The organism is Microbacterium sp. Beta (assembly GCF_005502545.1).
Classification (GTDB): Bacteria; Actinomycetota; Actinomycetes; order Actinomycetales; family Microbacteriaceae; genus Microbacterium; species Microbacterium oxydans.
The window spans coordinates 1-26,714 of the sequence record NZ_SCOG01000005.1; the positions used below are offsets into that span (position 1 = coordinate 1).

The 26,714-nt window shown below is 68.6% G+C and carries 21 protein-coding genes; 9 read left to right on the forward strand and 12 right to left on the reverse strand.

Annotated features, from left to right (window positions below; translation table 11 throughout):
• The 3 genes from FFS56_RS06815 to FFS56_RS06825 form a co-directional block, all read right to left on the reverse strand.
• Positions 1–2,236: heavy metal translocating P-type ATPase (locus FFS56_RS06815; protein ID WP_137772325.1), on the reverse strand; the 2,236-nt coding region annotated here is incomplete at its 3' end.
• Complete coding sequence (locus FFS56_RS06820; protein ID WP_051498747.1) at positions 2,233–2,592, reverse strand: heavy-metal-associated domain-containing protein; 360 nt, start codon at positions 2,590–2,592, stop codon at positions 2,233–2,235. The genes FFS56_RS06815 and FFS56_RS06820, both read right to left, overlap by 4 nt.
• 46 nt (positions 2,593–2,638) lie before the next feature.
• The gene (locus tag FFS56_RS06825) at positions 2,639–2,923 is read right to left on the reverse strand and encodes a metal-sensitive transcriptional regulator (RefSeq protein WP_005049572.1); all 285 of its coding nucleotides are present in this window, start codon (positions 2,921–2,923) and stop codon (positions 2,639–2,641) included.
• Between the two features lie 60 nt (positions 2,924–2,983).
• Between FFS56_RS06825 and FFS56_RS06830 the strand changes: the two genes are divergently transcribed.
• The 5 genes from FFS56_RS06830 (at position 2,984) to FFS56_RS06850 (ending at position 8,104) form a co-directional block, all read left to right on the forward strand.
• On the forward strand, positions 2,984–3,571 hold the full coding sequence (locus FFS56_RS06830) for an ATP-binding protein (protein WP_127012868.1): 588 nt from the start codon (positions 2,984–2,986) through the stop codon (positions 3,569–3,571).
• Positions 3,571–5,226: an AarF/ABC1/UbiB kinase family protein gene (locus FFS56_RS06835; protein WP_036286080.1), complete on the forward strand. Its 1,656-nt coding sequence runs from the start codon at positions 3,571–3,573 to the stop codon at positions 5,224–5,226. The genes FFS56_RS06830 and FFS56_RS06835 overlap by 1 nt, the downstream gene beginning before the upstream one ends.
• 75 nt (positions 5,227–5,301) lie before the next feature.
• Complete coding sequence (locus FFS56_RS06840) at positions 5,302–5,808, forward strand: hypothetical protein (protein ID WP_233437348.1); 507 nt, start codon at positions 5,302–5,304, stop codon at positions 5,806–5,808.
• Between the two features lie 26 nt (positions 5,809–5,834).
• A complete protein-coding gene (locus FFS56_RS06845) occupies positions 5,835–6,194 on the forward strand; it encodes a metalloregulator ArsR/SmtB family transcription factor (RefSeq protein WP_060960787.1) in 360 nt (119 codons plus the stop codon).
• Entirely contained in the window at positions 6,191–8,104 is a 1,914-nt protein-coding gene (locus FFS56_RS06850) for a cation-translocating P-type ATPase (protein WP_198553658.1), read from the forward strand. Before FFS56_RS06845 ends, FFS56_RS06850 begins: the two co-directional genes overlap by 4 nt.
• Here FFS56_RS06850 and FFS56_RS06855 read toward each other — a convergent pair.
• Both FFS56_RS06855 and FFS56_RS06860 read right to left on the reverse strand, forming a co-directional pair.
• The gene (locus FFS56_RS06855) at positions 8,061–8,900 is read right to left on the reverse strand and encodes a helix-turn-helix domain-containing protein (protein ID WP_127012869.1); all 840 of its coding nucleotides are present in this window, start codon (positions 8,898–8,900) and stop codon (positions 8,061–8,063) included. The genes FFS56_RS06850 and FFS56_RS06855 overlap by 44 nt on opposite strands.
• A 34-nt stretch (positions 8,901–8,934) precedes the next feature.
• Positions 8,935–9,693: a TnsA-like heteromeric transposase endonuclease subunit gene (locus tag FFS56_RS06860; protein WP_198553656.1), complete on the reverse strand. Its 759-nt coding sequence runs from the start codon at positions 9,691–9,693 to the stop codon at positions 8,935–8,937.
• A 264-nt stretch (positions 9,694–9,957) separates the two neighbouring features.
• Between FFS56_RS06860 and FFS56_RS06865 the strand changes: the two genes are divergently transcribed.
• Entirely contained in the window at positions 9,958–10,278 is a 321-nt protein-coding gene (locus FFS56_RS06865) for a hypothetical protein (protein ID WP_113681778.1), read from the forward strand.
• A gap of 59 nt (positions 10,279–10,337) precedes the next feature.
• On the opposite strand, the gene FFS56_RS06870 is transcribed toward FFS56_RS06865, so the two are convergent.
• The 5 genes from FFS56_RS06870 to dnaB all read right to left on the reverse strand — a co-directional run bounded on the left by FFS56_RS06870 (position 10,338) and on the right by dnaB (position 16,484).
• The gene (locus FFS56_RS06870) at positions 10,338–11,108 is read right to left on the reverse strand and encodes a TatD family hydrolase (protein ID WP_101305224.1); all 771 of its coding nucleotides are present in this window, start codon (positions 11,106–11,108) and stop codon (positions 10,338–10,340) included.
• Positions 11,105–12,394, reverse strand: coding sequence for a 7-cyano-7-deazaguanine synthase (locus tag FFS56_RS06875; RefSeq protein ID WP_101305223.1), 1,290 nt, complete (start codon positions 12,392–12,394; stop codon positions 11,105–11,107). The genes FFS56_RS06870 and FFS56_RS06875 overlap by 4 nt, the downstream gene beginning before the upstream one ends.
• On the reverse strand, positions 12,391–12,819 hold the full coding sequence (locus tag FFS56_RS06880) for a hypothetical protein (RefSeq protein ID WP_101305222.1): 429 nt from the start codon (positions 12,817–12,819) through the stop codon (positions 12,391–12,393). Before FFS56_RS06880 ends, FFS56_RS06875 begins: the two co-directional genes overlap by 4 nt.
• A gap of 338 nt (positions 12,820–13,157) precedes the next feature.
• A complete protein-coding gene (locus FFS56_RS06885) occupies positions 13,158–14,915 on the reverse strand; it encodes a P-loop NTPase fold protein (RefSeq protein ID WP_198553654.1) in 1,758 nt (585 codons plus the stop codon).
• Positions 14,916–15,137: 222 nt separating this feature from the next.
• Positions 15,138–16,484 carry a replicative DNA helicase gene (dnaB, locus tag FFS56_RS06890; protein ID WP_171011024.1) on the reverse strand — a complete coding sequence of 449 codons (1,347 nt, stop codon included), beginning with the start codon at positions 16,482–16,484 and terminating at the stop codon, positions 15,138–15,140.
• A gap of 587 nt (positions 16,485–17,071) precedes the next feature.
• On the opposite strand from dnaB, the gene FFS56_RS06895 reads away from it, so the two are divergent.
• Both FFS56_RS06895 and FFS56_RS06900 read left to right on the forward strand, forming a co-directional pair.
• Positions 17,072–18,088, forward strand: coding sequence for a hypothetical protein (locus FFS56_RS06895; RefSeq protein WP_127012871.1), 1,017 nt, complete (start codon positions 17,072–17,074; stop codon positions 18,086–18,088).
• 104 nt (positions 18,089–18,192) lie between these two features.
• Positions 18,193–19,722, forward strand: coding sequence for a chaplin family protein (locus tag FFS56_RS06900; protein WP_127012872.1), 1,530 nt, complete (start codon positions 18,193–18,195; stop codon positions 19,720–19,722).
• 213 nt (positions 19,723–19,935) lie between these two features.
• Here FFS56_RS06900 and FFS56_RS06905 read toward each other — a convergent pair whose 3' ends face one another.
• Positions 19,936–20,343: a hypothetical protein gene (locus FFS56_RS06905; protein ID WP_046748530.1), complete on the reverse strand. Its 408-nt coding sequence runs from the start codon at positions 20,341–20,343 to the stop codon at positions 19,936–19,938.
• 177 nt (positions 20,344–20,520) lie between these two features.
• Complete coding sequence (locus FFS56_RS06910) at positions 20,521–22,656, reverse strand: CapA family protein (protein WP_127012873.1); 2,136 nt, start codon at positions 22,654–22,656, stop codon at positions 20,521–20,523.
• A 370-nt stretch (positions 22,657–23,026) separates the two neighbouring features.
• On the opposite strand from FFS56_RS06910, the gene FFS56_RS06915 reads away from it, so the two are divergent.
• Positions 23,027–26,710, forward strand: coding sequence for an efflux RND transporter permease subunit (locus FFS56_RS06915; RefSeq protein WP_127012874.1), 3,684 nt, complete (start codon positions 23,027–23,029; stop codon positions 26,708–26,710).
• Positions 26,711–26,714 lie beyond the last annotated feature (4 nt).

The window sequence follows — 26,714 nt, forward strand, 5'->3', positions numbered from 1 at the left end:
CACGGGTTGGGGTGGGCAGGGGGCGGAAGCGGCGCAGGCGGAGGCTGTTGGTAACGACGAACACGCTACTGAACGCCATTGCCGCGGCGGCGAGGATGGGGTTGAGCAGGGCGAGCATCGCGACCGGGATCGCGGCGACGTTGTACGCGAACGCCCAGAACAGGTTCCCCTTGATCGTGCCCAAGGTGCGGCGGGCCAGCCGGATCGCGTCCGGGACCAGCATCAGGTCGCCGGAGACGATGGTCAGGTCCGCGGCGGTGATGGCCGCGTCGGTGCCGGTGCCCATCGCGATCCCGAGGTCGGCGGCGGCGAGGGCTGCGGCGTCGTTGACGCCGTCGCCGACCATCGCGACCACCCGGCCCGCGGCCTGCAGGTCGCGGATGGTGTCGAGCTTGCCCTGTGGGGTGACCCCGGCGCGGACGTCCTCGATCCCGGCCTGGTTGGCGATCGCGCGGGCGGCGCCGGGGTTGTCGCCGGTGAGCAGGATCGGGGTCAACCCGAGCTCTCGGAGCCGGGTGACCGCCTCACGGCTGGTGGGTTTGATGGTGTCGGCGACGCTGATCGCCCCGCGCACCTGCCCGTCCCACGCCACCACCGTGACCGTCGCTCCCGCCGCCTCGTCCGCCGCGATGGTGTCGGCGAGCTCGGCGGGGATGGGGAGCGCCCATTGGGTGGTGATCCAGGAGGCGCGGCCGGCGGCGACCAGGCGGCCGTCGACGATGCCCTGCACGCCCTGCCCGGCCACCGCGGCGAACGATTCCACTGCCGCGAGCGGGCCGCTGGCCGCGTTGGTGATGGCGCGGCCGATGGGGTGTTCGGAGCCGTGCTCGAGCGCCCCGGCGACCTGCACCAGCTCCGTCTCGTCGGTCCCTGCGGCGGGGTGGGTGGCGGTCACGGTCATGGTGCCGGCGGTGATGGTGCCGGTCTTGTCCAGCACCACGGTGTCGATGCGGCGGGTCTGCTCCAGCACCTGCGGTCCGCGGATGAGGATGCCCAGCTGCGCGCCTCGCCCGGTGCCGACCAGCAGCGCGGTCGGGGTCGCGAGCCCGAGCGCGCAGGGGCACGCGATGATCAGCGTCGTCACCGCGGCGGTGAACGCGACCTCCGGGGAGGCGCCGACCAGCAGCCACACCGTGAACGCGACGATGGCGAGGGCGATGACGATGGGGACGAAGATCGCGGAGACCCGGTCGGCGAGGCGCTGCACCTGCGCCTTCCCGGTCTGCGCCTCCTCCACCAGCCTGGCCATCCGGGCCAGCTCCGTGTCCGCGCCGACCCGGGTGAGCTCTACCAGCAGTCGGCCGCCGGTGTTCACGGTCGCTCCGACCACCTTCGAGCCGGGGGCGACTTCGACGGGGACAGACTCGCCGGTCAGCATCGACTCGTCCACCGCGGAGACACCCTCGGTGACGACACCGTCGGCGGGGATCTTCTCCCCGGGCCGCACCACCACGATGTCGCCGGGCACCAGCTGGGCGACGGGGACGCGCTGTTCGCTACCTGTGCGGAGGACGACGGCGTCTTTCGCACCCAGCTCCAGCAGGGAGCGCAGAGCCTCCCCGGATTGCCGCTTCGCGCGGGTCTCCAGGTAGCGGCCGAGGAGGATGAACACCGTCACCAGGGCGGCGACCTCCAGATACACCTCGTGGCCGCCGGCCTGCGGGGTACCGACGAACGTGACGCTCATCCGCATCCCCGGCATCCCGGCACCGCCGAAGAACAGGGCGTAGAGGGACCAGCCGAACGCGGCCAGCACGCCGAGGCTGATCAGGGTGTCCATCGTCGCCGCCCCGTGGCGGGCGTTGATCGCCGCGGCACGGTGGAACGGCCACGCCCCCCACACCACTACCGGTGCCGCCAGGGTGAGCGTGAGCCACTGCCAGTAGGTGAACTGCAGGGCGGGGATCATCGACAGCACCGCGACCGGCACCGCCAGCACCGCCGAGACGATCAGCCGCTGCCGCAGCGACGCCAGCTCATCGTCCCGCGGGATGGTCTGCTCAGCCGTGTCGGGCACAGGCGGGGCTGGGAGGCTCGCTCCGTACCCCGCCTGCTTGACCGCCGCGATCAGCTCCTCCACCGGCACCGGGGCCTCCGAGTGCACGCGGGCCTTCTCGGTGGCGAAGTTGACCGTCGCCTCCACCCCGGGCAGCTTGTTCAGCTTCCGCTCGACCCGCGTCGCGCACGACGCGCAGGTCATCCCGGTGATGTCGAGATCGACGTCCAGCGTGCTCATGAGGCTGCGGCGAGGCTGTACCCGGCCTCCTCCACCGCCGCCCGCACCCGCTCCGCATCCACCGGCGTCGCGCTGGACACCGTCACCGTGGACACGCCACCGGCGTGCAGATCGACCGCGACGTCGGAGACACCGTCGATCGCGGAGACCTCCTCGGTGACGCTACGCACGCAGTGCGCGCAGGTCATCCCCTCCACCAGGAACTGCGCCGACACGGTCTCACCCGCCGCCGTCTGCTGCGCCGGCGCGCCGGTGTCGGTGGCTGCCGTGGCGTGGGAGGTGGGGCTGCAACAGGCGCAGCCACCGCCGGTGCTGGTCGCCTGCAGGCCGAGGTCCTGGAATCCCTGTCCGGTCATGATGTGCTCCCTTCAAGAGCGTTGAACGATGTGAGTGGGGACGACGTTAGGAGCGCACGAGGCGCGCGATCGCGGCGTTCGCCTCGCGGAGCTTCTCCTCCGCGAGCGGGCCGCCTTCGGCGGTCGCCTGCGCGACGCAATGCGCGAGGTGGTCTTCCAGCAGCGACAGCGCGACGGACTCCAGCGCCTTCGTCGCCGCCGACACCTGGGTCAGCACGTCGATGCAGTACACGTCCTCGTCGATCATCCGCGCGATCCCGCGCACCTGACCCTCCGCGCGGCTCAGCCGCGCCAGCAGCGCCGGCTTGTTGTCCACATACCCGTGTGCCATCTCGCACCTCCACCCACAATCTACCATACCCTGTAGGGGTACAGGGTGTAGGGTGAGGTCATGACCGGCATCCAGGAGCCGCGGCCCGCACAGACCACCCGTTGGCACGTCGTGACGGGCGGTCCCAGCTCGGGCAAGACCACCACGGTCAACCTGCTGCGGGGCCGCGGGTACACGACCACAATCGAGCACGCCCGCCACTACATCGACCTGCAACGGATCACCGGGCGCAGCACCGCGGAGGTGCGGGCACGGCAGAGCGAGTTCCAGCGCGCCGTCGTCGACATGCAGATCGAGCAGGAACGCTCCCTCGACCCGCAACAGACCGTGTTCCTGGACCGTGCTCTGCCGGACTCGCTCGCCTACTACCGCTTCCTCGGCCTCGCCCCCGGCACCGCCCTGCTGGGCGCGCTGGCCGGCGCCCGGTACGCGACGGTGGTCCTGCTTGACCTGCTCCCGCTGGCGTCCGACTACGCGCGCACCGAGGACCCCGCCGCGCAGCGGCGCATCCACGACCTGCTCGGGCTGGTGTACCAGGAGCTGGGCTTTCCCGTCGTCACCGTCCCCGCACTCGCCCCCGACGCGCGCGTCGACTTCATCCTCGAACGAGCATCGGCCGGCACTCCAGCCGAGAGGGGCGTGAGCTGATGGGCGCGGGGAGTAGCCGGTACCGGCAGATCGGGGCCGTGCTGCGCCGGCACGGACTCGGCGTCCTGGCCGGCGTGCTGGGCCTGGGCGGCTTGGTGCCGTTCCACCGCGGCGCCCTCGGACACGCCCGGCAGGAGGACCCCTACACGAACCCCGAGCATGTGCGGGTCGCGTTGGAGGAGCTCGGGCCGACGTTCGTGAAACTGGGCCAGATCCTCTCCACCCGGCACGATCTGCTCCCCGCGGCATGGGTCGCCGAGTTCGCCAAACTGCAGGACGACGTCGCCGCGGCACCGTGGGAGGGCATTCGGGACGTGCTCCGTGAAGAGCTCGGCGCCGACCCAGAGCACGTGTTCGCCCAGTTCGACCCGGTGCCGCTGGCGGCGGCGTCCATCGGGCAGGCGTACGCGGCAACTCTTCACGACGGCACCGAGGTCGTCGTGAAGGTGCGCCGGCCCGGCGTGGTCGCGCAGGTGCATGAAGACCTGGACATTCTCCGCAACCTCGCCGACCGCGCCGACCGGCGCTGGGATGCCATCCGGCAGTACGACCTGCCCGGGCTGGTGGAGGAGTTCTCCCGCACGCTGCGTGCCGAGCTGGACTACCTGCAGGAGGCCCGCAACGCCGAACGGTTCGCGCAGGAGTTCGCCCACGCGGCGCGGGTGCGGATTCCCCGCGTGCACGGGGAGACCACGACCTCGCGCGTGCTGACCCTGGAGCGGATGAGCGGGGTGCGGATCGACGACCTGGAGGGCCTGGACGCCGCCGGCATCGACCGGGTCGCACTCGCGCGGCTGGGTGCCGACATCGTGCTCACGATGGTGTTCGACAACCGGTTCTTCCATGCCGACCCCCATCCCGGGAACATGTTCGTGCAGCCCGACGGCGCGCTCGCGCTGATCGACTTCGGGATGGTCGGGGAGCTCACCGAACAGACCACGGACGGCCTCGCCGGCATCGTGCTCGCCTTCACCCGCGACGACCCGGACACCCTCACCACCGCCCTGATAGAACTCTCCCGGACCGCCGACGTCGTCGACCGGGCAGGGCTGCGGCAGGCGATCACCGCGTTCACGGCCCGCTACCGGGGCCGTTCGCTGTCGGAGATCAGCCTCGCAATCATGCTCCAGCAGCTGCTCGGCATCCTGCAGCAGCACCAGCTGCACCTTCCGCAGGAGACGGCGCTGCTGTTCAAAGTGCTGATGATGGCCGAAGGGACCGCGGCGCGGCTGGATCCGGACTTCCAGATGCTCGACGCCCTGCAGCCCTACGCTGAGCAGCTCACCCGCGCCCAGCTGTCCCTGCCGGCTCTGGCCCGGCGATGGGCGCGCGCGGGAGCCGACACCGGGGCACTGCTCACCGAGCTGCCCGCCACCCTGAGCCGGCTCCGGCATCTCCTCGAAGACGGCGGGTTCGAGGTGCACCTGCGCGCGACGGAGCTGGAACCTCTCGTCGGGCGCGCCGAACGCGTCGGCAACCGTGTCGTCGCGGGAATGATCGCCGCCGCGCTGATCAGCGGGATCGGCACCCTCGTCGGCGGGAACACGAAATGGCGCTCCCGGGAAGGCGTCCTGATCGGCGCCGGGACCGGCACGATCGGCGCCCTCGGCAGCTATCTGCTGTGGACGCTGCGGCGCCGCCGACCCCGCCCCTGACCCGCGCACGGCTCAAGAACACCACGAAAGGAGACGAAGATGGACAGGATCAGAGTCGGCGTCAACGGGTATTGAGTGATCGGCAAGAGGGTCGCCGACGCCGTCCACGCCCAACCCGACATGCACCTGGTGGGCGTCGCGGACATCGTCACCGACTGGCGAATACAATCCGCCGTCCCGCGGCTGCCCGTATTCGCCGCCACCCCCGACGCGCACAGCGGCATGGTGGACACCGACATCCGCCCCGAGGGAACCCTCGACGATCTCCTCGCGCAGAGCGACGTGATCGTCGATACGACCCCCAAGCACGTCGCCGCCGGAAACCTGCCCCGCTACCAGGCGGCGGGAGTAAAGGTGATCGTGCAGGGCGGGGAAGCGCACTCGACCACCGGGCACTCCTTCGTCGCCCAGGCCAACTACGCCACCGCGCTCGGCCGGGACCTGACCCGGGTGGTGTCCTGCAACACCACCAGCATCGTCCGCGTCCTCGGCGCGCTCGAAAACGCCGGGCTGCTGCTGCGCGCCCGCGGGGTTACTGGTAGGGCCGAATGTCGCAGGGTGCACTATTCATCCTGGGATTAATTCAGTCAACACTGTATGATCAGTGCATGCTGACCATTGCTCCACGTCTCGACGTCATGAACCGGCTCGGCCGGGCCATGGCGGACCCGACGCGCTCCCGGATACTGATGACCCTGCTCGACGGCCCCAGCTACCCGGCGGTGCTCTCGCGTGAGCTGGAGCTGACCCGCTCGAACGTCTCGAACCACCTGACCTGCCTGCGCGACTGCGGCATCGTGGTCGCCGAGCCGGAAGGGCGGCAGACGCGCTACGAGATCGCGGACCCGCACCTCGCGGCGGCGCTGACCGCGCTGGTGGACGTGACGCTCGCGGTGGACGAGCACGCGCCCTGCATGGACGCTTCGTGCACGGTGCCGGGCTGCTGCGGGACGGGAGCGGGCGCGTGAGCGCGGCGTGCGGCTGCGAGCACGACGAGCCTGAGACCGCAGTCGGCGAAGAGGCCGAGGAGGCGGAGCGCCGCTGGTGGCGGGACCGCGGGATCATGGTCCCGGTCTTCTCCGGTGTGGCGTTCCTCACCGGTCTGGCGCTGGAGTGGTCCGGGATGGAGATCCCTGCGCTGGTGCTGTTCTGGATCGGCCTGCTGCTGGGCGCGTCGACGTTCACGCCGGGCGCGATCCGGAACCTCTTCAAGGGCAAGCTCGGCATCGGGCTGCTGATGACCATCAGCGCGGTCGGCGCGGTGATCCTCGGCTACGTCGAGGAGGCCGCAGCGCTGGCATTCCTGTACTCGATCGCCGAGGCGCTGGAGGACAAGGCGATGGACCGTGCCCGCGGCGGGCTGCGGGCACTGCTCAAGCTCGTCCCGGAGACCGCCACCATCCGCCGCGACGGCGTCTCGGTCGAGGTCGCCGCGAAGGATCTGGCTGTCGGGCAGCTGATGTTGGTGCGGCCGGGTGAGCGGATCGCGACCGACGGCGTCGTCCGCACGGGACGTTCCAGCCTGGACACGTCCGCGATCACCGGGGAGTCGATCCCGGTCGAGGTCGAACCCGGCGATGCCGTCTCCGCCGGCGCAATCAACACCGCCGGGGCACTGGAGGTCGAAACGACCGCGGCAGGCACCGACAACTCACTGACCACGATCGTCGACCTCGTGGAGAAGGCTCAGGCGGAGAAGGGCGACCGCGCCCGCCTCGCCGACCGCATCGCCCGCCCTCTCGTCCCGGGCGTGCTGATCCTCGCCGCCCTGGTCGCGATCATCGGCTCGCTGCTCGGCGACCCGGAGCTGTGGATCACCCGCGCCCTGGTCGTGCTGGTCGCGGCATCGCCCTGCGCACTGGCGATCTCCGTGCCGCTGACCGTGGTCGCGGCGATCGGCTCGGCGAGCAAGTTCGGCGTGATCATCAAGTCCGGTGCCGCGTTCGAGCGGTTCGGCGTGATCCGCCACGTCGCCGTCGACAAGACCGGCACCCTCACCCGCAACGAGCCCGCCGTCACCGCCGTCCTCACCGTGGACGGTGTGAGCGAGGCGGAGGCGCTGGCGTGGGCGGCCGCTCTGGAGCAGCACAGCACCCACCCCCTCGCCGCCGCGATCACCGCCGCAGCGCCGGATGCCCCTGCGGCGGAGGGCGTGACCGAGCAGGCCGGGCACGGCATCGAGGGCGAGCTCGCCGGCGCGCGGATCACCGTCGGCAGCCCGCGCTGGCTCGACGCCGGGACCCTCGGCGACCGGGTCGCGGGGCTGGAGGAGCAGGGCATGACAGTCGTGATCGTCCACCGCGGCGGCGTCCCGGTCGCCGCGATCGGCGTCCGCGACGAGCTGCGCCCCGAGGTCCCTGAAGTGGTCCGCACCCTCGCGACCCAGGGCATCGGGGTGACCATGCTCACCGGCGACAACGCCCGCACCGCCCGCGCCCTCGCTGCGCATGCAGGGATCGATGACGTCCGCGCCGAGCTGCGCCCCGAAGACAAGGCCGCCGCGATCGCAGAGCTCGGTGCGAAGGGGCCGGTCGCGATGATCGGCGACGGCATCAACGACGCCCCTGCGCTGGCCGCCGCGGACATCGGGATCGCGATGGGCGCGACGGGCTCCGACGCCGCGATCGAGTCGGCCGACGTGGCCTTCACCGGTCACGATCTGCGGCTTCTCCCGCGCGCGTTCGCCCATGCCCGTCGGGGGCGGCACATCATCAACCAGAACATCATCCTGTCGCTGCTGATCATCACCGCCCTGCTCCCGCTCGCCCTCTTTGGCGTCCTGGGGCTTGCGGCGGTGGTGCTGGTGCACGAGATCGCCGAGGTGATCGTGATCCTCAACGGCCTGCGCGCCGCGTCGACGCGGAAGGCAAGCACGTGACCGCGCAGGACGTCGCCGCCGCGTGACGGCTTGATCCGGGACCATGCGGATGACCTTTAGATTTCACATCAGAGTTCGCGCGCCCGGAGAAGGTCGCGCGGCCACGGGAGAGCTCGTCGAGGATCTTGTATGCGGCGCTTCGAGAAGGGGCGGCGACGATACCTGGCCCGTGGGTGCGGTCGGCTCGGGCGTTGACTCTCGCGATGATGATGCTTTTCGCGACCTTCGACTCCGGCGTCTGCTCATCGATGACCTCACGTGCCGCCGTGACCCAGCGGTCGTCGAAGTTGACGAGCAGATTGCCCGGCTGCGCCTTGCGGTGATCGATCAGTCCGATCTCGCCGGCATCCTTATACCGCGCCACCCACCTCGCGACGGTCCGGCGACCCTTACCGAGCTCGAGCGCCTTCGCCGCGATCCGCTCCTCGATGCGACGCTCCGGATGGTAGGCGAGCTTCGGTTCGCCCTCACGTGCGATCTCGGCCGCCCCCGACCGGTAGCCGGTGAGGACCTCTCGCACATGATCAGCGCGCTCGGCGGACACCGCGCGGGCCGCGTCGCTGGCATCGGCCCAGACGACACCCAGTGGAGCCGCGTCCTCATCGCGACTGTTTCCGGGGATGCGTGTCGTACCTCCCTCAGCGCGGGGGCGCAGGAGGTCGATCATCCGCAGGCGCCGAACCTGCCCAGTTCGGGTACGGACGATGACCGCGCCCTCGCAGATCTCCGCAACGGTGCAGGCATCGCCGTCGTAGACGATGTCCACGCCGGGTTTCAGGGTCCACGTGCTGCTCATCGCTATCTCCTTCAGGTGTTGAGGGGGTGGTATCTCAGGCCCGCGTCACGATGCTCGTGGCGCTCAGAAGTCGAGTCAGGTCGGTGCTCAGCCGGCGAGCCCACAGCAGGTGCAGGACAAGCGCGCGTGCTGCGAGAAGCCCGCCGGCGACGGCCGGAATCGCGCGCACCGCCTCGCCGAACGCCATGGGCGATCTCAGCTCGCCGAGCGCGCCGGTGACGTCGCCGTCGGCGAACTGGAAGGGTCGGCGGTAGCCGGCAAGGAACTCGACGTTGCGCAGCAACACCTCATCCGGCTCGGATTGGACGCGGTACTCCCACCCGTGGGGTTCGATCACGCGCCGCGACCAGCTCAGCGAGTCACGCACCTTCGGGATGGTGAGCTTCGCGGCGGGCTTCACATCCACCACGCAGACGGTTTGGTCCGCGTGGACGATCAGATAGTCGGGAATGTGGCGACGGCGTGTGCCCTTGTCCTCCCCCTCGAGGAGGAACGGCTGAGACAGGATCCAGTCGACGCGAGGGTCGAAGTCGGCCAACAGCAGGTTCGCGTACTCGAGCCGCGACTCGTATCCGACATGCGATTGCATGGTTGCCGACCAGTAGCTGCCCGAGAAATGCCGCTGCCCCCGGTACCAGCGGAAATCACGCCACGGGACGGCGGCGTCGAAGACGCTCAATCGAGCTGACTGCAGCGGAACAACGTCCACCTCGCCACCCGCTTTGCGAACCATCAGCCCGACATCCGCCGGGAACGCTCCGCCCCGCGTCCCGAGTTGCTCGCGCTCCGTCATGAAGCCAGCGTGAGGGTCGAATCGGTCCGGGAGAATGCACGCTGCCGCCATAGATTCGCGAAATACGATTCAGGATCTCACTCTTGCTATCACGGGTTAATTCGGTATATGCGAGTCACGAATACTAGTGAATGTGACATTCACTGTAGTGGACGTCACATAGATAACAAGTCACCGTCAGGGATACAAATATAGGGACCACAAAATCAACGCCCACAGGCCGGCCTGAAGCCCACGTCGGCCGCGTGTGCGACACTCAAGGACATGACCATGTTGGAGCCCATCGCGCCGGAGGAATCCCGGCTCGTCTTCGGCAACAGCTACATGTACAGCGTCATGGTCGAGATCGCCGGGCTACGCGGCGAGAAGTTCTCATCGAAGACGATCACCGACGCCACGCGGCTCTCCCCTGGCATCGTGCACCCACTGATCCAGAAGCTCCGCCGAGCGAACTTCATCGAGTTCGTCGAGCGCGTGCCCGGAGAGCGGACCATCCTGTACCGGGTCCGCGGGAATCCCTGGTGGAATGCGGCGAGCCAGTACGTGGAGGAGCAGAGCACAGCCGAGGAGCGTTCCGCGTCCTGACGGCGACGGTCACCTACGGGCTAGGCCCGCCCGACCGTCTGCGCGCGGAACCACGCGTCTCACCTCGCGGACTGGATCATTTGTCGAAGCGCGGCGGGGAGCAGGGAATCGACTCCTGTGTCGTCGACCAGCGCGGCGAAGTTCGACCAGACGACAGTACGGACAACCGCGGGCGCGAGGCCGAGCGCCCGCGCTATCCCGGCCTCGACCGGTTCCACCCGGCCTGGTCGGCGTGGGCTTTGGGAGAAACGATCACCGCTGGGATGATCGGTCTCGACAAGTAGACGTTCTCGCGGGATAGCTCGGAGCACGTCGGGCGAGCGGGTCATCGAATAGTTGACCGAGAAGTAGCAGCCCAACGCGACAGCCTCCCGAGTCTCTTCAGGCGTGCCCAACCACCAGTGCAGAACGGCCCCCGCACGCAGGTGAGATGCACGCAACACCTCAAGTACAGCGCTGGTCGCCCGGTAGCTATGAATTGAAGCGATCCGAGGGGAGGTCTCGACCGCCTTAACGATGCGTTCGAACGTCGCCCGCTGGGTGTCGCGTGGAACGCGGGACGCGCCATCGAGTCCCACCTCCGCAACATATGAGGTCGACTGGAGCATGGTCGCAAAGCGATCCGGATCGAATCCACGATCGGCGCCGACGAGACCCGGGTGACACCCCACCCCCCATACGCTGGCGCGATCCGAACGCGACTCCACTTGCGCGTATTCGTCGAGTGACCGGGTAGCGATCAGGACAACCGCGCCCAGCTTTTCAAGCTCGAACGGCGCGATGTCCAACGCGACGTGCGCGTGCGTGTCCAGGGGAGGTAGGCGTCTCATCCCAGATAGTTTTCCAACTCGGCCAAGCCCCGTGCGTATAGGGTCCGCGCGTCGGCGACGGTGAGGGCTGGGGGCAGTGGGGTTGTCATGAGGAAGCTCTCGTCCACGCCCGCATCGACGAAGTCTCGGACCGCGTTTTCGATCGACCGCTGCTCCGCATACTTCGCGAAGCGTCCTCCGCGGTCGGCGAGGTACGGGGTGGCATCGGAAAGATCTGCCGCGGCAAACGCGGCGCGACGAAGGACACAGCCGAAGCACTTTCCGCAGTGCGAACCACTGGCGACCTGACCCAAGTACTGCTGGTCGCTGTGCGAGCAGGAGTTCGTTGCGCTGAGGAATGCCGCGGCACGATCCGCGCCGACCAGCTCGACGACGCGTCGGTACTCATCGCCCTTCGTCAAGGCTTGGAAGGGATTCTCAATTTCGCCGTACCCGCCCAGATCTGTCAACAGTGAGCCCACGCGCCAGAGGAACCAAGGCTGCGTCGTGCGGGTCGACAATGCTCCCACCCGCTCTGGGCCAAGTGGGGGGTTGATGGAGGCGAAGCCGTTCTCGGCGATCCACAGGCCGCGGCCACTCTGGCTTGCCACTGCCAGCCCGAGCGCGAGGAACAGCAACGATCGCGAGCGGCTCGACGGTTCCCGTCGAAATCGTGTGCCGTTGAGGCGATGTGTTCTGCGTTGCAAATGCACCTGGTAATGGTGGATGGTCGTCCCGCTGAACAGCGCCTCCAGGGCGGCGGCGACACGCTGCTGCGGGGCGCTCGCTCCCGCACCCGAGCTTGAGTGGGAGACAAGCCGCTGCCCTTCCCCGGACCGGAGCGATGCCGCGGACACCAGCGCGCCGGATGCGGAGTCCGCGCCGCCGCTGACCAGAACCGTCCGAGCGGCCGTGTCGGGCACCAGCACACCACTCGTCTCGGAGGCGGCGAGTCGGGCGAACTGCAGAGTCCACCGGTCGCCGGTGAGGAACGCGAGCGTGCGTTCCAACTCCGCCGCGACGGCCTGCCACTTCTCCGCGTGGATCACCGGCACGGTCAAGACTAGGTCGCGCTGATTCCAGTTCGATCCACCCCGTTCACGTCTCACCGAATGGTCTGCGACATAGACGGTGAGGGCCACACGAACGAAGTCGGCATTGATCGAAGGAACTGTCCCGAGCTGGCGCAGGTCCGGTCGTAACCCCGTATTGAAGGAATCGCCCGGCGTGCCATCCCACAAAAACACCTCGTCCGCCCCGCTCTTGGCAGCATCCTCCCGGGACAGACACAGAGCGATGCTCGTCATGACTCATCCCCATAGATAGCAAGAAGATCCGTCACGCCTGTTTGGACCGCCGCGCTAATGGACGGGCCATCCAGAGTCACCGCGGCGACATCGAATCGCATCGCCCATGCCTTCGCGGCGAGTCGGATCTCATCCTCTGCGGAACGCCGAAGCGCAGCCCTCGGTTCTTGTCGAATCCGGTCGCCGACCTCCGTCAGGATGGAACGAGCGATCATCAACTCGACCGTGTGGCGCACGATCTGCGCCGGATCCCGCGGAGTCTCCAGCGTCCACGTCACGAGGTCTGCGACGATCAGTCGCGCCTCGCCATCGGCGATTGTACTGTCAGGTTCCGACTCGAACGCGGCCTCGACGATGCGCCGGCGCACCTCGAGCGGATCATCAAGGGCGCGAAGCTCATCGAGGTCGAGCCCGGCCGCCTCCAACGGTGCGCGCTCACCCCGCAAGTACGCGGTCGACAGAGTCGCAGCGCTGCCGGCTGGGCCGGCTACGCGTGCGGCCGAGCGCTGCGCGCCGCCGCTAGAACGGCCGCCACCGGAGCTCCCGGATCCTCCAGCGCGACCCGATCGGCCACCACCCGACGGGCCGGACCACAACCGCAACGCCCCGCCCACACGCTTCGGATCCAGGCGCCCGTCGATCGTCGGGCCGCCAGCTGCGGGAGCCGATGGCGCGGATGCGCTGTCAAGCCAGTCGCTCAGCGCATCCCTCAGTCCGGCAGCCGCTGCACCGCCGCCTCCCTTGTACACACCACTAGTTCCCATCAGGACGCCACCACCGGCCCGAGCAGCGATGTCAGCGCCTTCGAGGTGTCGGTATCGTCGGCACCCACCACGCGCCACCCCTCAAGGACATCGACGTACTGAGCTTCGATGGAACGGAACAGCATCACCGTCGAGGCATTCACATCGGTCGCGCGCAGCCGAGCCAGGGCGACGAGCGCCTCCTGCTGTACCGCCGGATGCAGTCGCGCCAGTGTGATGATCGCGTTCACCGCCGCGAACTGCACGCCCGGCTCGTCCTGGAGGCGTCGGCCGAGATGATCGAGCAGCACCGACACATCTCCCAGAGGCAAGGCCTGTAGCTCGTCCTGAGATACCGCCTCACGTTCGATCTGCGACCTTGACGCCAATGCCGCAGCGATATCCCGCAACTGTTCCGGAAGCCCCTCGTCGACGAGCAGCCGACCATGGAACGCCGCCGCAAGCGTCAAGTACCCGCCAGCCGCAGCCGCGTCGAGGGCAGGCGGAAGCTTGGCCCACCGGATCATGGTTGCCGAGAACGACTCTTCGTCGACACCTTCCCCATCATCTGCGTCCCCGCGATCGGCGGCGGCGCCGGACTCTGCGACCTCGGACAAACGCTCCAGCCGGGGACGCAGCACCCCCGCGCTCAGCCAACCGAGCAGAGTGTCGAAGTCGGTCGGCAACGTGCGCTCCAGCACCATGAGTTTCGCGACCGCATCCGGCGACAATGCAATCCCTCGCCGATCCGCGATCGACTGCCGGACGTTCAAGTCATTCATGAACCGCTTGATTCGACGCGGGTTCGCCTGCAACTTCTCATACAGAATCGGGGTCAACCTCGCCGCGCTCTGCATCGCAGACCGCAACGAACCATCCGCCGGCAGCTCCAGGTCATCGAGGCTCCCGGCAGCGACGCGCAGCTCACCACACGCCCGCACCAGCTCTGCGAACGCATCATCACTGCCGCACTCCTGCTTCGCCAGAAGTAGGAACAAGTATGCCCGCGTGTCGAACGCGCTCAATGCCGGAACTGGCACCGTCGTCTGCACGATCTTGTGGAGATACAAGCTCGCAACACTCTCTCGCCCGTCCCCGACAAGCGGTGTTCCAAGATGCATCCGAATCGCCTCCGCGACCCGCGCCTCATCCGCAGCCACGACGAAGCACATCCCCGGGACCGACAGGAACAAGCGGATCGTCTCGAGAGTCTCGACCACAGTCGGCGGTAGACATCGATCGAGGTCGTCGACCAACACGACGACTCGCGACACATGCGCCAACGCCGGGTCGGCCAGCAGCTTCTGGAACTCCTCCTTGAAAGACGCCATGCCCTTGGGCGAATCGAGTGACTCAGGGTCGTCGCTGACCAAGTCAAAGACGTCGTCCAACGACGGAAGCTGCAAGGTCAAAGCCGTTCGGGCCGCCATCTTCACAGCCTTGGACCAGTTGACACGCTTCACCAGCGCCTTCAGTGCAGTCAGACCCGCCGATCCCACAGGGTCGGACGCGTCAAACTCAGCACTCAACGCACCGAGGATCTCGGCTATCAAACTCTCTTTGGCGCCCACTGCCGGGTCGTACTGCCAAGGGTTCGACCGAACCACGACAACCACTTGACCATCCACGTTCTCCGTGGCGATCCGATTTTCAATCAGATGCAGCACCGTCGTCTTGCCGCTACCCCAAGCGCCCTCAAGACCGAGAGCAACTGGATCCAGCTCACCGTCGAATAGCGCATCGACCACGGTGTCCGCGATCGCATCGAACGACAGCAAGTCTGTCGCCGATGGCTCATCCGACCACAACCGAAAATCTGACCCCACAACAACCCCCAGTGCTTCGCAACTCAACCCAGGCCAGCGTTCCGACCCTACGGACTGGAACCGACTCCCTCCCCAGAACCACACGCCTCAGCCACAAGCGCGTGTCCACGGCACTTGGCAGAGATGCCAAGTGCCTGCCAACTACCCGTGGAATATGTCATTTCGGCGTGGAACCTACAAGTTGAAGTCGCCGCCGGGAGCCATGTCGGCGAAGCGCGAGTAGTGCCCCTGGAACGCGACCGTGATCGTCGCGGTCGGACCGTTACGGTGCTTGGCGACGATCAGGTCGGCCTCACCGGGACGCACGTCCTTGTCGTAGACCGAGTCGCGGTGCAGCAGGATGACCATGTCGGCGTCCTGCTCGATCGAGCCGGACTCTCGCAGGTCGCTGATGGCGGGCTTCTTGTCGGTGCGCTGCTCCGGACCACGGTTCAGTTGCGACAGGGCGATGACCGGAACCTGCAGCTCCTTGGCGATGAGCTTGAGGCTTCGCGAGAACTCCGAGACCTCCTGCTGACGCGACTCGACGCGCTTGCCCGAGGTCATGAGCTGCAGATAGTCGATGATGACCATGCGCAGACCCTCGCGCTGCTTCAGGCGACGGCACTTCGCGCGGATCTCGACGAGCGTCATGTTGGGGCTGTCGTCGATGTAGAGCGGAGCGTCGTTGATGCGCCCTCGCGTCGCGGCGACCGTGGTCCAGTCGCGCGGGTCGAGGTTTCCCTTTCGCATGTTCTGCAAGGGGATGGCACCTTCGGCGCTGAGCAGACGCATGGCGATCTCGCTCTTGCCCATCTCGAGCGAGAAGAAGACGGAGGGGAGGTTGTGACCGATGGACGCCGCCCGCGCGAAGTCGAGCGCGAGCGTGGACTTACCCATGGCGGGTCGAGCGGCGACGACGATCATCTGACCACCGTGCAGGCCGTTGGTGAGCTCGTCGAGCTCTTTGAAGCCGGTCGGCACCCCGGTCATCGACCCGTCGCGACCGCTGGCAGCCTCGATCTCTTCGAGCGCGGCATCGACGGCGATCTGCAGCGGCACGTAGTCTTCGGCCGTCTCGGATCCGGTGATCGAGTAGATCTCGGCCTGCGCGTTGTTGACGATGTCGGTCGCATCGCCCTCACCGGCGTAGCCGAGCTGCACGATGCGGGTGCCGGCGTCGACGAGGCGGCGCAGGATGGCGCGCTCCGAGACGATACCGGCGTAGTAGCCGGCATTCGCGGCCGTGGGGACGATCGACGTCAGCGTGTGCAGGTAGTCGGCGCCGCCGGCGCGACCGAGCTCGCCGGTCTTGATGAGCTCATCGGTGACGGCGACGACGTCGGTGGGCTCGCCGTGCGAATACAGCGACAGGATCGCTTCGAAGATCAGCTCGTGCTTCGGGATGTAGAAGTCGGCGCCCTTGAGGGTCTCGATGACATCCGCGACCGCGTCCTTCGACAGGAGCATTCCGCCCAGGGCGCTCTGCTCGGCGAGGAGATCGTGGGGAGGCGTGCGCTCCGGCGCGCGCTTCGCGCCCATGCGCTCCTCTGAGATGTCGGCGATCGACACAGTCTTCCCTTCGATGCGACGTTTCCGATGCGATGTCGTGGTGCGACGGCCGGGGGCGGGCCCCTCGGGTCTCGGCGCTCACGCCGTCCTGAACAGCAGAACAGAGGCTTCCGACATTCGGTCGCTCGCCCACGCTACGAGCGACTGTTTCCCCATGCAAGACGGGCTGTGGATAACTCTGTGGAGAGCGTGCGAACAAGCCTGGAGTGTCTGTGCACAACGGGTGTGGATAACCCCGTGGAGGAGCGCGTATCCAAACTTTTTTATCGCCTTTGAACAGGCTTTTATCGATTCCCCAGGCTGTGGATGAAAATCAGTTTAAATCGGGCGTTGAAGGTTGCCCTCTGCGCGTTCGGGATGTGTAGAACCTGGGGAAAGTCAAGCCGAGATTTCCTCGGGCGCGTCACGCGCTGACATCCGCAGAAACCCGCGGATAACCCCCTAGACAGATCGCCTTTGCGCGAGTATCGTCACCCGCAATCGACGCACCTGCGTCGACAGGCGTTGCCTTCTGAGGGGGAGGCACACGTGCTTGGCCTTCTGAGGGGGAGGTTGACGTGGACGCTCGAGCCACCCGACGCGGCATATCTGCCGGCGTCTTCTGGGGTGGCATCGGCGTGCTCGCGTTGACGACGCTCGCCGTGCTCTTCGCGGGCGGGTCCGCGCACGCGGACGAACAGGAAGACGGCCCCCTCGACGGACTCACCACACTGGTCAGCGAGACGGTGTCCACCGTCACGACCCCCGTGGCTCCGGTGGTCACGCAGGTGGTCGCTCCCGTGGTCACTCATGTGGTCGCCCCCGTGCAGCAGGCCGCCCCCGCCGTGGTCGCCGCCGTCACGCAGCCGGTCACGAGTGCACCGGTCGTCGGGCCGACAGTGGCACCCGTCGTGAACGCCGTGACCGAGACGGCGGCCACCGTCGTCGCCCCGGTCACCGATACCCTCACCGGAGCGCCGGTCTCGCAGATCACCGACCCGGTTCTCGAGGCCGTGTCCGGCATCCCCGTCGTCGGCGGACTCGCCTCCGACCTCGGCCTGATCTCGGCGGTCGGCGACGTGGTCGATGTCGTCGACGACACCACGGCCCTCCTCGGGAACGTGACGAACGAGACCGTCCCTCCCGTACTGGAAGCCATCGACCCGACGAATCCTCCGACGACCCAGGAACCGATCCAGGAACCAGGCGAGGTCTCCGGCGTCATCGCCGAACCCGCGGTCGTGGCGGCCGCCGTCCTCGCGACGCAGCCTGCCGCCGCGACACCATCGGGGACACCGACCTCGGGGTCCGCCCCCGTGGCACCTCCATCGACCCTGCGCTCAGCGAGCGAGAGCACCACCGCTGCCCACGACCACACCACTCCTGTGCCCGCGGGGTCTCCGCCCGGAGGCGCGCTCGGCACCGCGGTTCCCGCGTCTTCCTCTGCCGGTTCCGGCGGCGGAAGCGGCACGTCCCCCGCGCGTCTCAGCGACGCGAACGCTTCTCCGCTCCGTGCTGGCGAGCGGACCTCCGGCGCTTCCGACGACGAGGTACCCTCCTCGCCGGTCGCCGACACCGACGTCTCTCCTGACTGACGGATCGTCACGTCGTTCCTTCCGAGGAACGACAGATGCCGTGCTGCACGCGCACTCCGCTCGCGTGCACCCATCAGACGATCCACCCAGTCAGGAGAACCATCATGCGTACTTCCTTGAAGCGGGCCCTCTGGGGCACGCTCATCGCCGGGGGCATCACGCTCTTCGGCGCGACGGTCGCGAACGCGGCCGAGACGACCGGAGACGACGGACTGCTCTCCGGAACCCAGGCGGAGACGGCGATCACCGCCCCGGTCTCCGTCGTGAACAACGCCATCTCCGTGGTGAGCGACGCCGTCGTGTCGAGCTCGCCAACCCCCGCGCCGGCGCCCGCCCCGGCACCTGCGCCCGCTCCGGCACCTGCCGAGACGAGCGGCGAGTCGGGGACGGCGTCCGGTACTCAGGCCGCCGTCACCGTCAATCTTCCCGTGACCGTGTCGAACAACGCCGTGAGCGTGACCGACACGTCGACGACCAGCGCCCCGGCCGGGACTCCCCAGAGCTCGGCTCCCCAGACCGACCCTTCGGCCGGGGCGCCTCTCGTGACCACGAACGGCCTGGACGGAGTGCTCTCGGGCACCCAGGCACTGCTCGCGGTCAACGCGCCGATCACCGTGACGGGCAACGCCGTGTCGGTTCTCGGCGACACCGAGAGCACGGCTCCGACCGGGCAGGGAGCCGCAGCACCGGCGCCCTCCACCCCGACCGGATCGACGACGTCCGGTGAGGACGGCGTCGGCAGTGGCACACAGGTCATCGCGCCCGTCACGGCACCCGTCACGGTGTCGGGCAACGCGATCTCCCTGCTCGGCGACACGAGCTCGACGGGCGCCGGCACCGCCGGTCCGTCTGGCTCGTCCGCTCCGGCCACGTCGGCGGGCACCTCGGGCGACGACGCGATCCTCGGCGGCACGCAGGCGACCGCGCCCGTCACGGCACCCGTCACGGTGTCGGGCAACGCGATCTCCCTGCTCGGCGACACCTCGGCCGCGGGCAGCGGAGCGGCTGCGACCGCATCCCCCGCTCCCGCGACCGGAGGCAACACCACCACCGGAACCGACAGCGTCCTCGGCGGCACCCAGATCACCGCACCCGTCACCGCCCCGATCGGCGTGACCGGCAACGCGATCTCCGTCCTCGATGACGCCACCGTCACCCGCACCGGAACCGGCGGGACCACCACTCCCGCCCCGGCCACCGGAGGCAACACCACCACCGGAACCGACGGCATCCTCGGCGGCACCCAGGTGGCGCTGCCGGTCAACGTGCCGATCACGCTCGGCGGCAACGCCATCTCCGTGATCGGCGAGGCCACGGTGACCGATCCCGGCACGGGAACCAACCCCGGTACGGACCCAGGAACGGACCCAGGCACGGATCCCGGAACGGACCCCGGAACGGATCCCGGCACCAACCCGGGCACCGACCCCGGCACCATCCCGGGCACGAACCCCGCCAGCTCGACCCCCGGCACGTCCGGAGCCGCTTTCGCCTCGGGCGCAGCGACCACCGGCCAGGCCCACGGGCTCGCGATGACGGGTGGAGCGCCTACTGAAGGACTGATCGCCCTCGCCGCGATCCTGCTTCTCCTCGGAGGCGCTGGACTGCTGCGACGCCGCCGGCTGACGGCGTAGCGATGACGCCGGCGGTGCGCTCGTCCTCGGGGGAGGAGACCCGCACCGCCGGTGCGCCGCTGCGTCCACCCCATACGTCGACGGAGTCGTAGCCCCCAGCTCACACCGTCGTTCGACGCCGGCGCAGAAGGGCGGATGCCCCGTGGAATCCCACCCACGGGGCATCCGTCGCGCCCGGATGCCCGGGCGGTTCATGCGCTCCCGCGCGATGGTTCAGAGCAAGGCGCCCAGGCGACGAGCGATGACATCGGCCTGCTGCTCGGCGATCTCGCCTGCACCCGGTTCGTCCGGCTCGAAGCCGCTGATACCCGCATGCATGAGCACTCGCGCCTGGGCGGGGCGCCGGAGCTGATCGAACGACATCGGAAGGGCGGTGCAGCGGGAGTCTCCGCTCAGCAGATGCGCGAGTTCGTGGACGACCACATGCAACCGATACCAGCGCGGGTCGGAAGCCCGGACGGGGATCCTGGCGCGATCACCCTCCACCAACACGTGCCTGGGCGTCGCCTGCCATTCCGCCTCACCGAGAACCTGCACTTCGATATCGATCCCCATCATGGCGGAGACCCGATCCGTGACGCATTGCACGCTCGCCCCGCACTCGACCTCCAACTCATCCATAAGCCGATCCGCTGGGCTTCGACCACTCACGATTTCCCTCACCCCTCGCAATGCCCGGCCCCCTTTCGACCGAGCAACCCTCACACCTGAGAGATGGAACGGGAGGTCGGATCATTACGCCGAACCGGGGAGACTTTCGTCCAGTCTTCGACGACCTTCGACCAGCCCCGACGCGCGCTATGGCACCCGGAGCACACCGCCCTCGTCGATGAGCGCCGCCGTGTCGGGGAAGTCACGCCGACTCCGCTCGTTCATCAGGTCGGTCACCCGACCGGTCGAGTCGGGATGCGGCGCGCCACCGTCGAACTCGAACCGCACGGGTCGCACCCGCCCGGCCACGAGGCTGCCGTCCGCTCGCAGCCGGACGGAGAGATAGGCGCCGTAGCGTGTCTCCTCCTCGGCGCCGAACACTCCCCCGCCCCCGAAGTTGCCCAGGCTGTAGGCGATCAGACGCCCGCGGTAGAACTCCGCCCCGCGGAGCACATGCGGGCCATGTCCGATCACCAGATCGGCGCCCGCGTCGACCGCTGCGTGCGCGAACGCGATCGGGTCTCCCCTGTTCTCGCCGTACATGAACTCGGTGCCCGGTGTCACCGCGTCGGCTCCGGGGCCCTCCGCCCCCATGTGCGCATGCACGACCACGATGTCGGCCTGCGCCGCAGCAGCGCGCACCAGCTGCCGCACGTGCCGCAGGTCGGTGATGCGGTTGAAGCCGCTGTAGGGCGCGAATCCGACCATCGCCACCGAGGTGCTCCCGACGCGGGTGACGACGATCTCGTCGCGCTCCCCCACGGCGTAGATCCCCACCGCACGCAGGAGCGTCCTCGTCTCGTCGAAACCCGTCCTCCCGTAGTCGTGGCTGTGGTTGTTGGCCTGGTTGAGCAGGTCGAAGCCCTGCAGGTGGGCGGCGGCATCGGGATCGCTCCGGAACGCCAGGCAGCTCGCGCTGCGGCCGCACTTGTCGTACCCGGTCTCCGCACTGATCGCCTGTTCGAGGTTCCCCGTGACGATGTCCTCCGTGAACCACGGACGGACATCGTCGAAGTATGCCCGGCCGCGATCATCCGGCACGGCGTGCTGCACGTCGTAGAGGAGGACGTCCCCGACCGCTCCGATGCTCACCTCCCCCGAGCGCGTCGCAGACGAAGCGCGCGCCTCTGACGTGCGCGCCGGGAACGCCGCCGCCGCGCTCAGCCCGACGGCGATGGCGACCAGCACCAGCACCGCCACCGGACTGCGCCAGGGGATGCGCGGGCGAGCGGCACCACTCCTCCGGTCGGCCCGCAACCGGGGAAGACCCCAGAGCCAGGACAGCCCATCGCGCTCCGTGAGCCGCGCGAGGAAGACGCAGGCCGCCACGAGTGCACCCGTCAGCAACGGCGGGAGCACCAGCGCGCCCACGAGCTGTGCGGCGTTCCCTGCGTCGGACAGGGGACCCACCAGTGCGGCATCCGCGAGCACCAGGAGCGGCATGTGGAGGAGGTAGACCGGCAGGGTGCGTGCCCCCAGCCATGTCAGCCCTCTCCCCAGCAACGGCACCCCCGGGAGCAGGGTCGCGACGGCGAGACCCATCGTCACTCCGACGAACGACACGATCGGCCAGACGCCGGGCACCTGCTCCGCGCCCGTCACTCGCATCACGGCGTAGGCGGCAAGGTAGGCGAGCAGGAGCACCCCTGCCGCGAGACGCCGCGGCCGTGCCGTGAAACGACCGATCCGCGGCGCGAGATAGGCCCCGACCAGGAAGAACAGCAGGTTGTAGAGGAGCGAGCCTCGATTGCTCACCACGTCGACCACGCCGGCGGCGACTGTGACAGACAGCGCCGATGCGGCGACCAGGAGCGTCCAGCGCGGAAGACGCTGCAGCCCCTTGGCCACGAGGAAGTACAGCGCGAGCGCGTAGAGGTACCAGGTGTTCGGCGGGCTGATCGTCACCCCTTCGACGAACTCGGACACGCTGCGGGGAACGAACGTGGGGAAGTCGGGGAACGCCCACATCGCGAGCATGTGGATGAGGGTCCACACCACATAGAGGTAGAGGAAGCGCACGACCCGAGGTCGCCACACGGCAGCCCATGGCCGCGCCAGTGCACCGGCGGCGAAGTAGCCGGAGACGAGCAGGAACAACGGCATCAGGAACGGCCAGATGAGATCGCTGGCGAGTCCCCAGACACCGGGGATCGGGATGCCGATGCGCCAATCGACCTGCAGGTACGTCTTCAGCACGACGTGCCAGAAGACCACCAGGACGATCAGCAGCCCCTTCGCGGCATCTCCCCACGCCGCCCGCGGTGGCGACGAGACCACGGTCACGCGCGGAGGCCGGTTCGGCGACGAGACGTGGGGTTCACCAGGAGAGCACTCATGCCTTCGAGCCAAGCGCAGCCGATGTTGCGGGAGTGTATGCAGAACCGCATACGCTCCCGCAACCGTGCTCTTCCCGGCCGATCATCGTCCCGCGGGATGACCGGTATCAGCCCTCGGGGGGATGTCCCGGTGCGGCCGACCCGGCAGGCTCGAAGCATCGACCGTGTCGCCGCTGCGCAGTCGCCTCTCATCGATCTGTGCAGGAACCGGGCGGGAACCGGTACGGCCCGACGACTGGCAGCTGCCCGCCGGCCGCACCCGCCGCGCGTCCGCCTGTCCGTCCGTCGCGCCTCACACGAAAGCACGCCAACGCGCCATGTCGTTCCTCACCCGCAGCAGTCTCAAGAACCGCCTCATCCTCTCGCTCGCGACGCTCGCGATCGTCGCCCTCGGGCTGATATCGATGAACTCGCTCAAGCAGGAGCTGATGCCGTCGCTGCAGGCGCCCATGGCTTTCATCTCGGCGCAGTCGCAGGGTCTTGCCCCCGAGGAGATGGCGAGCACCATCACCGAGCCGCTGGAGCAGGCGGTCCGCGCCGTACCCGGCGTGACCAGCGTCACCTCGACGACGGCGACCGGCGACGCGCAGGTCCTCGTCGAGTGGACCTTCGGCGAAGACGACGAGGAGACGTTGCGCACCATCCGCAGCGCGGCGGAGTCCCTGAAGCCCGGCTTCCCCTCCGGCACCGAGGTCAATGTGGCCTCGGGGGGCGCGGGAGACCTGCCCGCGATGGTGCTGAGCGCGGGGACCACCGGCGACCAGGAGGCCTTCGGGGACGCCCTGCAGCAGACGGTCGTCCCGGCGCTGAAGACCGTCTCAGGTGTTCGCGACGTCACGCTCGCCGGTCAGGAGACGCAGCGCATCACGATCGACCTCCGCTCCGCAGACGTCACGCGCCTCAAGGTCGAGCCCTCCACACTCGGACCGCTCCTGGAGGCCCACGGAGCGGCGCTCCCCGCCGGCCAGGCGGATTCGGCCGAGGGCCCGCTCTCGATCACGGTCGGATCCCGGCTGGCGACCCTGGAGGACATCCAGACCCTCTCCGTCCCCACCCCCGACGGCGCGGTCGCGGTGGCCGACTTCGCCGACGTCTCGATCGAGACGGTTCCAGCGCAGACCATCTCGCGCGTCAACGGCAAGCCCTCCCTCACTCTCCAGGTCATCCCCTCTCAGGGCGCCAACGTCGTCGACATCTCGCACGGCGTGAACGCCGAGCTCGACCGGCTCGCACCGATCCTGGACGCCGAGTTCGTCACCATCTTCGACCAGGCGCCCTACATCGAGCAGTCGATCCACGACCTCTCCGTGGAAGGCGGTCTCGGCCTGCTCTTCGCGGTGCTCGTGATCCTCGCCTTCCTGCGCTCATGGCGCTCGACGATCATCGCGGCGGTCTCGATCCCGCTGTCGCTGCTCATCACTCTCGTGGGCCTGTGGTGGAGCGGCAACACTCTCAACATCCTGACCCTCGGCGCGCTCACGATCGCGATCGGACGCGTGGTCGACGACTCGATCGTCGTGATCGAGAACATCTCGCGGCGACGCGGCGATGGTCCGCTCACGATCGACGGCATCGTCGCATCCGTGCGGCAGGTCGCCGGCGCCATCACCGCATCGACGCTCACCACCGTCGCGGTGTTCCTTCCGATCGCGTTCGTCTCGGGTATCGCCGGTCAGCTGTTCCGCCCGTTCGCTGTGACCGTCTCGATCGCCCTGCTCGCGTCGCTCGTGGTGTCGCTCACCATCGTGCCCGTGCTCGCCTCGTGGTTCTTGAACAAGGCACCCCGACACCGGACGTCGACCCCCGAGGAGGCGCAGCCCTCGTCGGCGGAGTCGGTCGAGGACGGGAGTACTGCCGCCGCGGCGACGACGACAGCGGTGACGGCAGCGCTCGGGACGGCCTCCTCCTTCGCCGAACCCGCCCGCGAGAGCGACATCCCGTCGGAGCTCGACGAGATCCACTCCGCTCCGGACCGCCTGCAGCGCACGTTCATGCCGGCCCTCAACGCGACCCGTCGGCACCCGGTGATCACACTCGTGGCCTCCGCGCTGCTGCTGGTCGTGACCCTCGGCATGACCCCGTTCATCCAGACGGACTTCCTGGGGTCGTCCGGCCAGGCGAGCCTCCAGGTCGTGCAGACCCCGCCGAAGGAGGCCACGGCCGATCTGGTCGCCGCGGCGGAACCGGTGGAGAAGACGCTCGGGAAGATCGACGGCATCGCCGACATCACCACGTCGATCCCGGTGCCGACCCCCGGCACACCCACCTCGATCACGTACGACCTCCGCGTGGAGGACGGCGCCGAGGTCGCGGATGTCGAAGCACAGGTGCAGAAGGCCCTCGACGGGCTGCCCGACAGCGGAGAAATCGAGCTCGCCGCGCAGGACGCGTCCCTCGCAGGGGCGAGCGACGGCATCGACCTCCAGATCCAGGGCAACGACCCCACCGCGCTGCGGACGGCGAGCGACCTGCTCGAGAAGCAGCTGGCCGACGCCGACGGAGTGCGCTCCGTGAAGAGCGAGCTCTCCGGTGAACAGCCGGTGCTGCGCGTGAAGGTCGACGAGCCGCTGGCCACGCGCCTCGGATTCGACCGCTCCATGATCGCCAAGGCCGTTCAGGAGGCGCTGTCCGGAACCACGGTCGGCACCCTCATGTACGAGGGCCAGGAGCGGGACATCGTCGTGCGCACGCCGGGATCGGCACGCACGGCCGACAAGCTCGGTGAGATCATGCTTCCGGTCACGCCCCAGCAGACCGCCGAAGCGCAGAAGGCGGCAGCGGACGCCCTCCAGGCCAAGGCCGATGCGAAGGCGAACGAGGCCAAGGTCAAGGCGGAGAACGAACTCAACTCGCAGATCAACACGGCCACGAAGCAGCGAGCGGAGATGGCCGGTCAGATCGGTGCCCTCAACCGTCAACTGGACGAGCTGTCGGCAGCACCCATCGTTCCGGCGGATCCACTGAGCCCCGACGACGAGGCCATGCTCAAGGCCCAGACGGAGCGTGCAGAACAGCTCGCCGCACTCCAGAGTGCGATCGAGGGCGCGCAGTCCGGGATCACGGCCGCCGACGAGCAGATCAAGGCCCTGCGTCAGAGCCGCTCCGACGCCGCCGCCCAGCAGGCCGAGGCCGAGGCAGCCGAGGCCGAGCAGAAGGCGGCCGCCGAGGTCACCGGCACCCCGATCCCGCTCGCCGCGATCGCCACGGTCGAGGAGGAGCTCACTGCTCCGACCATCACACGCGCCGATGGTGAGCGCCAGGTCACGCTCACGGTGACGCCGGAGAAGGGCGGACTGTCCGCCGCCGGACTGGCCATCGACAAGGCCATCGCCGAGACCGACCTGCCGGCAGGGGTCACCTTCGAACAGGGCGGCGCCTCGGCGCAGCAGGACGAGGCGTTCAGCCAGCTCGGTCTGGCAATGCTCGGCGCCATCGTGCTCGTGCTGCTGGTGATGGTGGCGACGTTCCGCAACTTCCGTGGTCCGCTCGTGCTGCTCATCTCGATCCCGTTCGCGGCGACCGGGGCGATCCTCGGGCTGCTCCTCACTGGCACTCCGATGGGCCTGCCCGCGCTGATCGGACTGCTGATGCTGATCGGCATCGTCGTGACGAACGCGATCGTGCTCATGGACCTGGTGAACCGCCTCCGCGAGGCGGGCGCGAGTCTCGACGACGCCGTGGAGCACGGCACGCGTCTGCGACTCCGTCCGATCCTGATGACGGCGGCCGCCACGGTGTTCGCCCTGATCCCGATGTCACTCGGGCTGACCGGTGGCGGCGTGTTCATCTCGAAGCCCCTCGCGATCGTGGTGATCGGCGGGCTCGTGTCCTCGACGCTGCTCACGCTCGTGCTCGTGCCGATCCTTTACACACTGGTGGAGCGCCGCCGGGACCGCCGGATCGCGAAGCGCGCGGAGCGACGCGCACGGCGCGAGGAACGGCGTGCCGCGGCAGCGGAGACCCCGACCGACATCTTCGAGGTCGCAGGCGAGCGCGAGTAGCGCT

Excerpts from the sequence above, each read along its gene's own strand:
- FFS56_RS06905 (WP_046748530.1), bottom strand. The coding sequence starts at position 20,343 with ATGGATGAGTTGGAGGTCGAGTGCGGGGCGAGCGTGCAATGCGTCACG.
- FFS56_RS06915 (WP_127012874.1), top strand. The coding sequence starts at position 23,027 with ATGTCGTTCCTCACCCGCAGCAGTCTCAAGAACCGCCTCATCCTCTCG.
- FFS56_RS06860 (WP_198553656.1), bottom strand. The coding sequence starts at position 9,693 with ATGACGGAGCGCGAGCAACTCGGGACGCGGGGCGGAGCGTTCCCGGCG.
- FFS56_RS06830 (WP_127012868.1), top strand. The coding sequence starts at position 2,984 with ATGACCGGCATCCAGGAGCCGCGGCCCGCACAGACCACCCGTTGGCAC.
- FFS56_RS06835 (WP_036286080.1), top strand. The coding sequence starts at position 3,571 with ATGGGCGCGGGGAGTAGCCGGTACCGGCAGATCGGGGCCGTGCTGCGC.
- FFS56_RS06870 (WP_101305224.1), bottom strand. The coding sequence starts at position 11,108 with ATGAGACGCCTACCTCCCCTGGACACGCACGCGCACGTCGCGTTGGAC.
- dnaB (WP_171011024.1), bottom strand. The coding sequence starts at position 16,484 with ATGGGCGCGAAGCGCGCGCCGGAGCGCACGCCTCCCCACGATCTCCTC.
- FFS56_RS06825 (WP_005049572.1), bottom strand. The coding sequence starts at position 2,923 with ATGGCACACGGGTATGTGGACAACAAGCCGGCGCTGCTGGCGCGGCTG.
- FFS56_RS06845 (WP_060960787.1), top strand. The coding sequence starts at position 5,835 with ATGCTGACCATTGCTCCACGTCTCGACGTCATGAACCGGCTCGGCCGG.
- FFS56_RS06875 (WP_101305223.1), bottom strand. The coding sequence starts at position 12,394 with ATGACGAGCATCGCTCTGTGTCTGTCCCGGGAGGATGCTGCCAAGAGC.
- FFS56_RS06865 (WP_113681778.1), top strand. The coding sequence starts at position 9,958 with ATGACCATGTTGGAGCCCATCGCGCCGGAGGAATCCCGGCTCGTCTTC.
- FFS56_RS06900 (WP_127012872.1), top strand. The coding sequence starts at position 18,193 with ATGCGTACTTCCTTGAAGCGGGCCCTCTGGGGCACGCTCATCGCCGGG.
- FFS56_RS06855 (WP_127012869.1), bottom strand. The coding sequence starts at position 8,900 with ATGAGCAGCACGTGGACCCTGAAACCCGGCGTGGACATCGTCTACGAC.
- FFS56_RS06820 (WP_051498747.1), bottom strand. The coding sequence starts at position 2,592 with ATGACCGGACAGGGATTCCAGGACCTCGGCCTGCAGGCGACCAGCACC.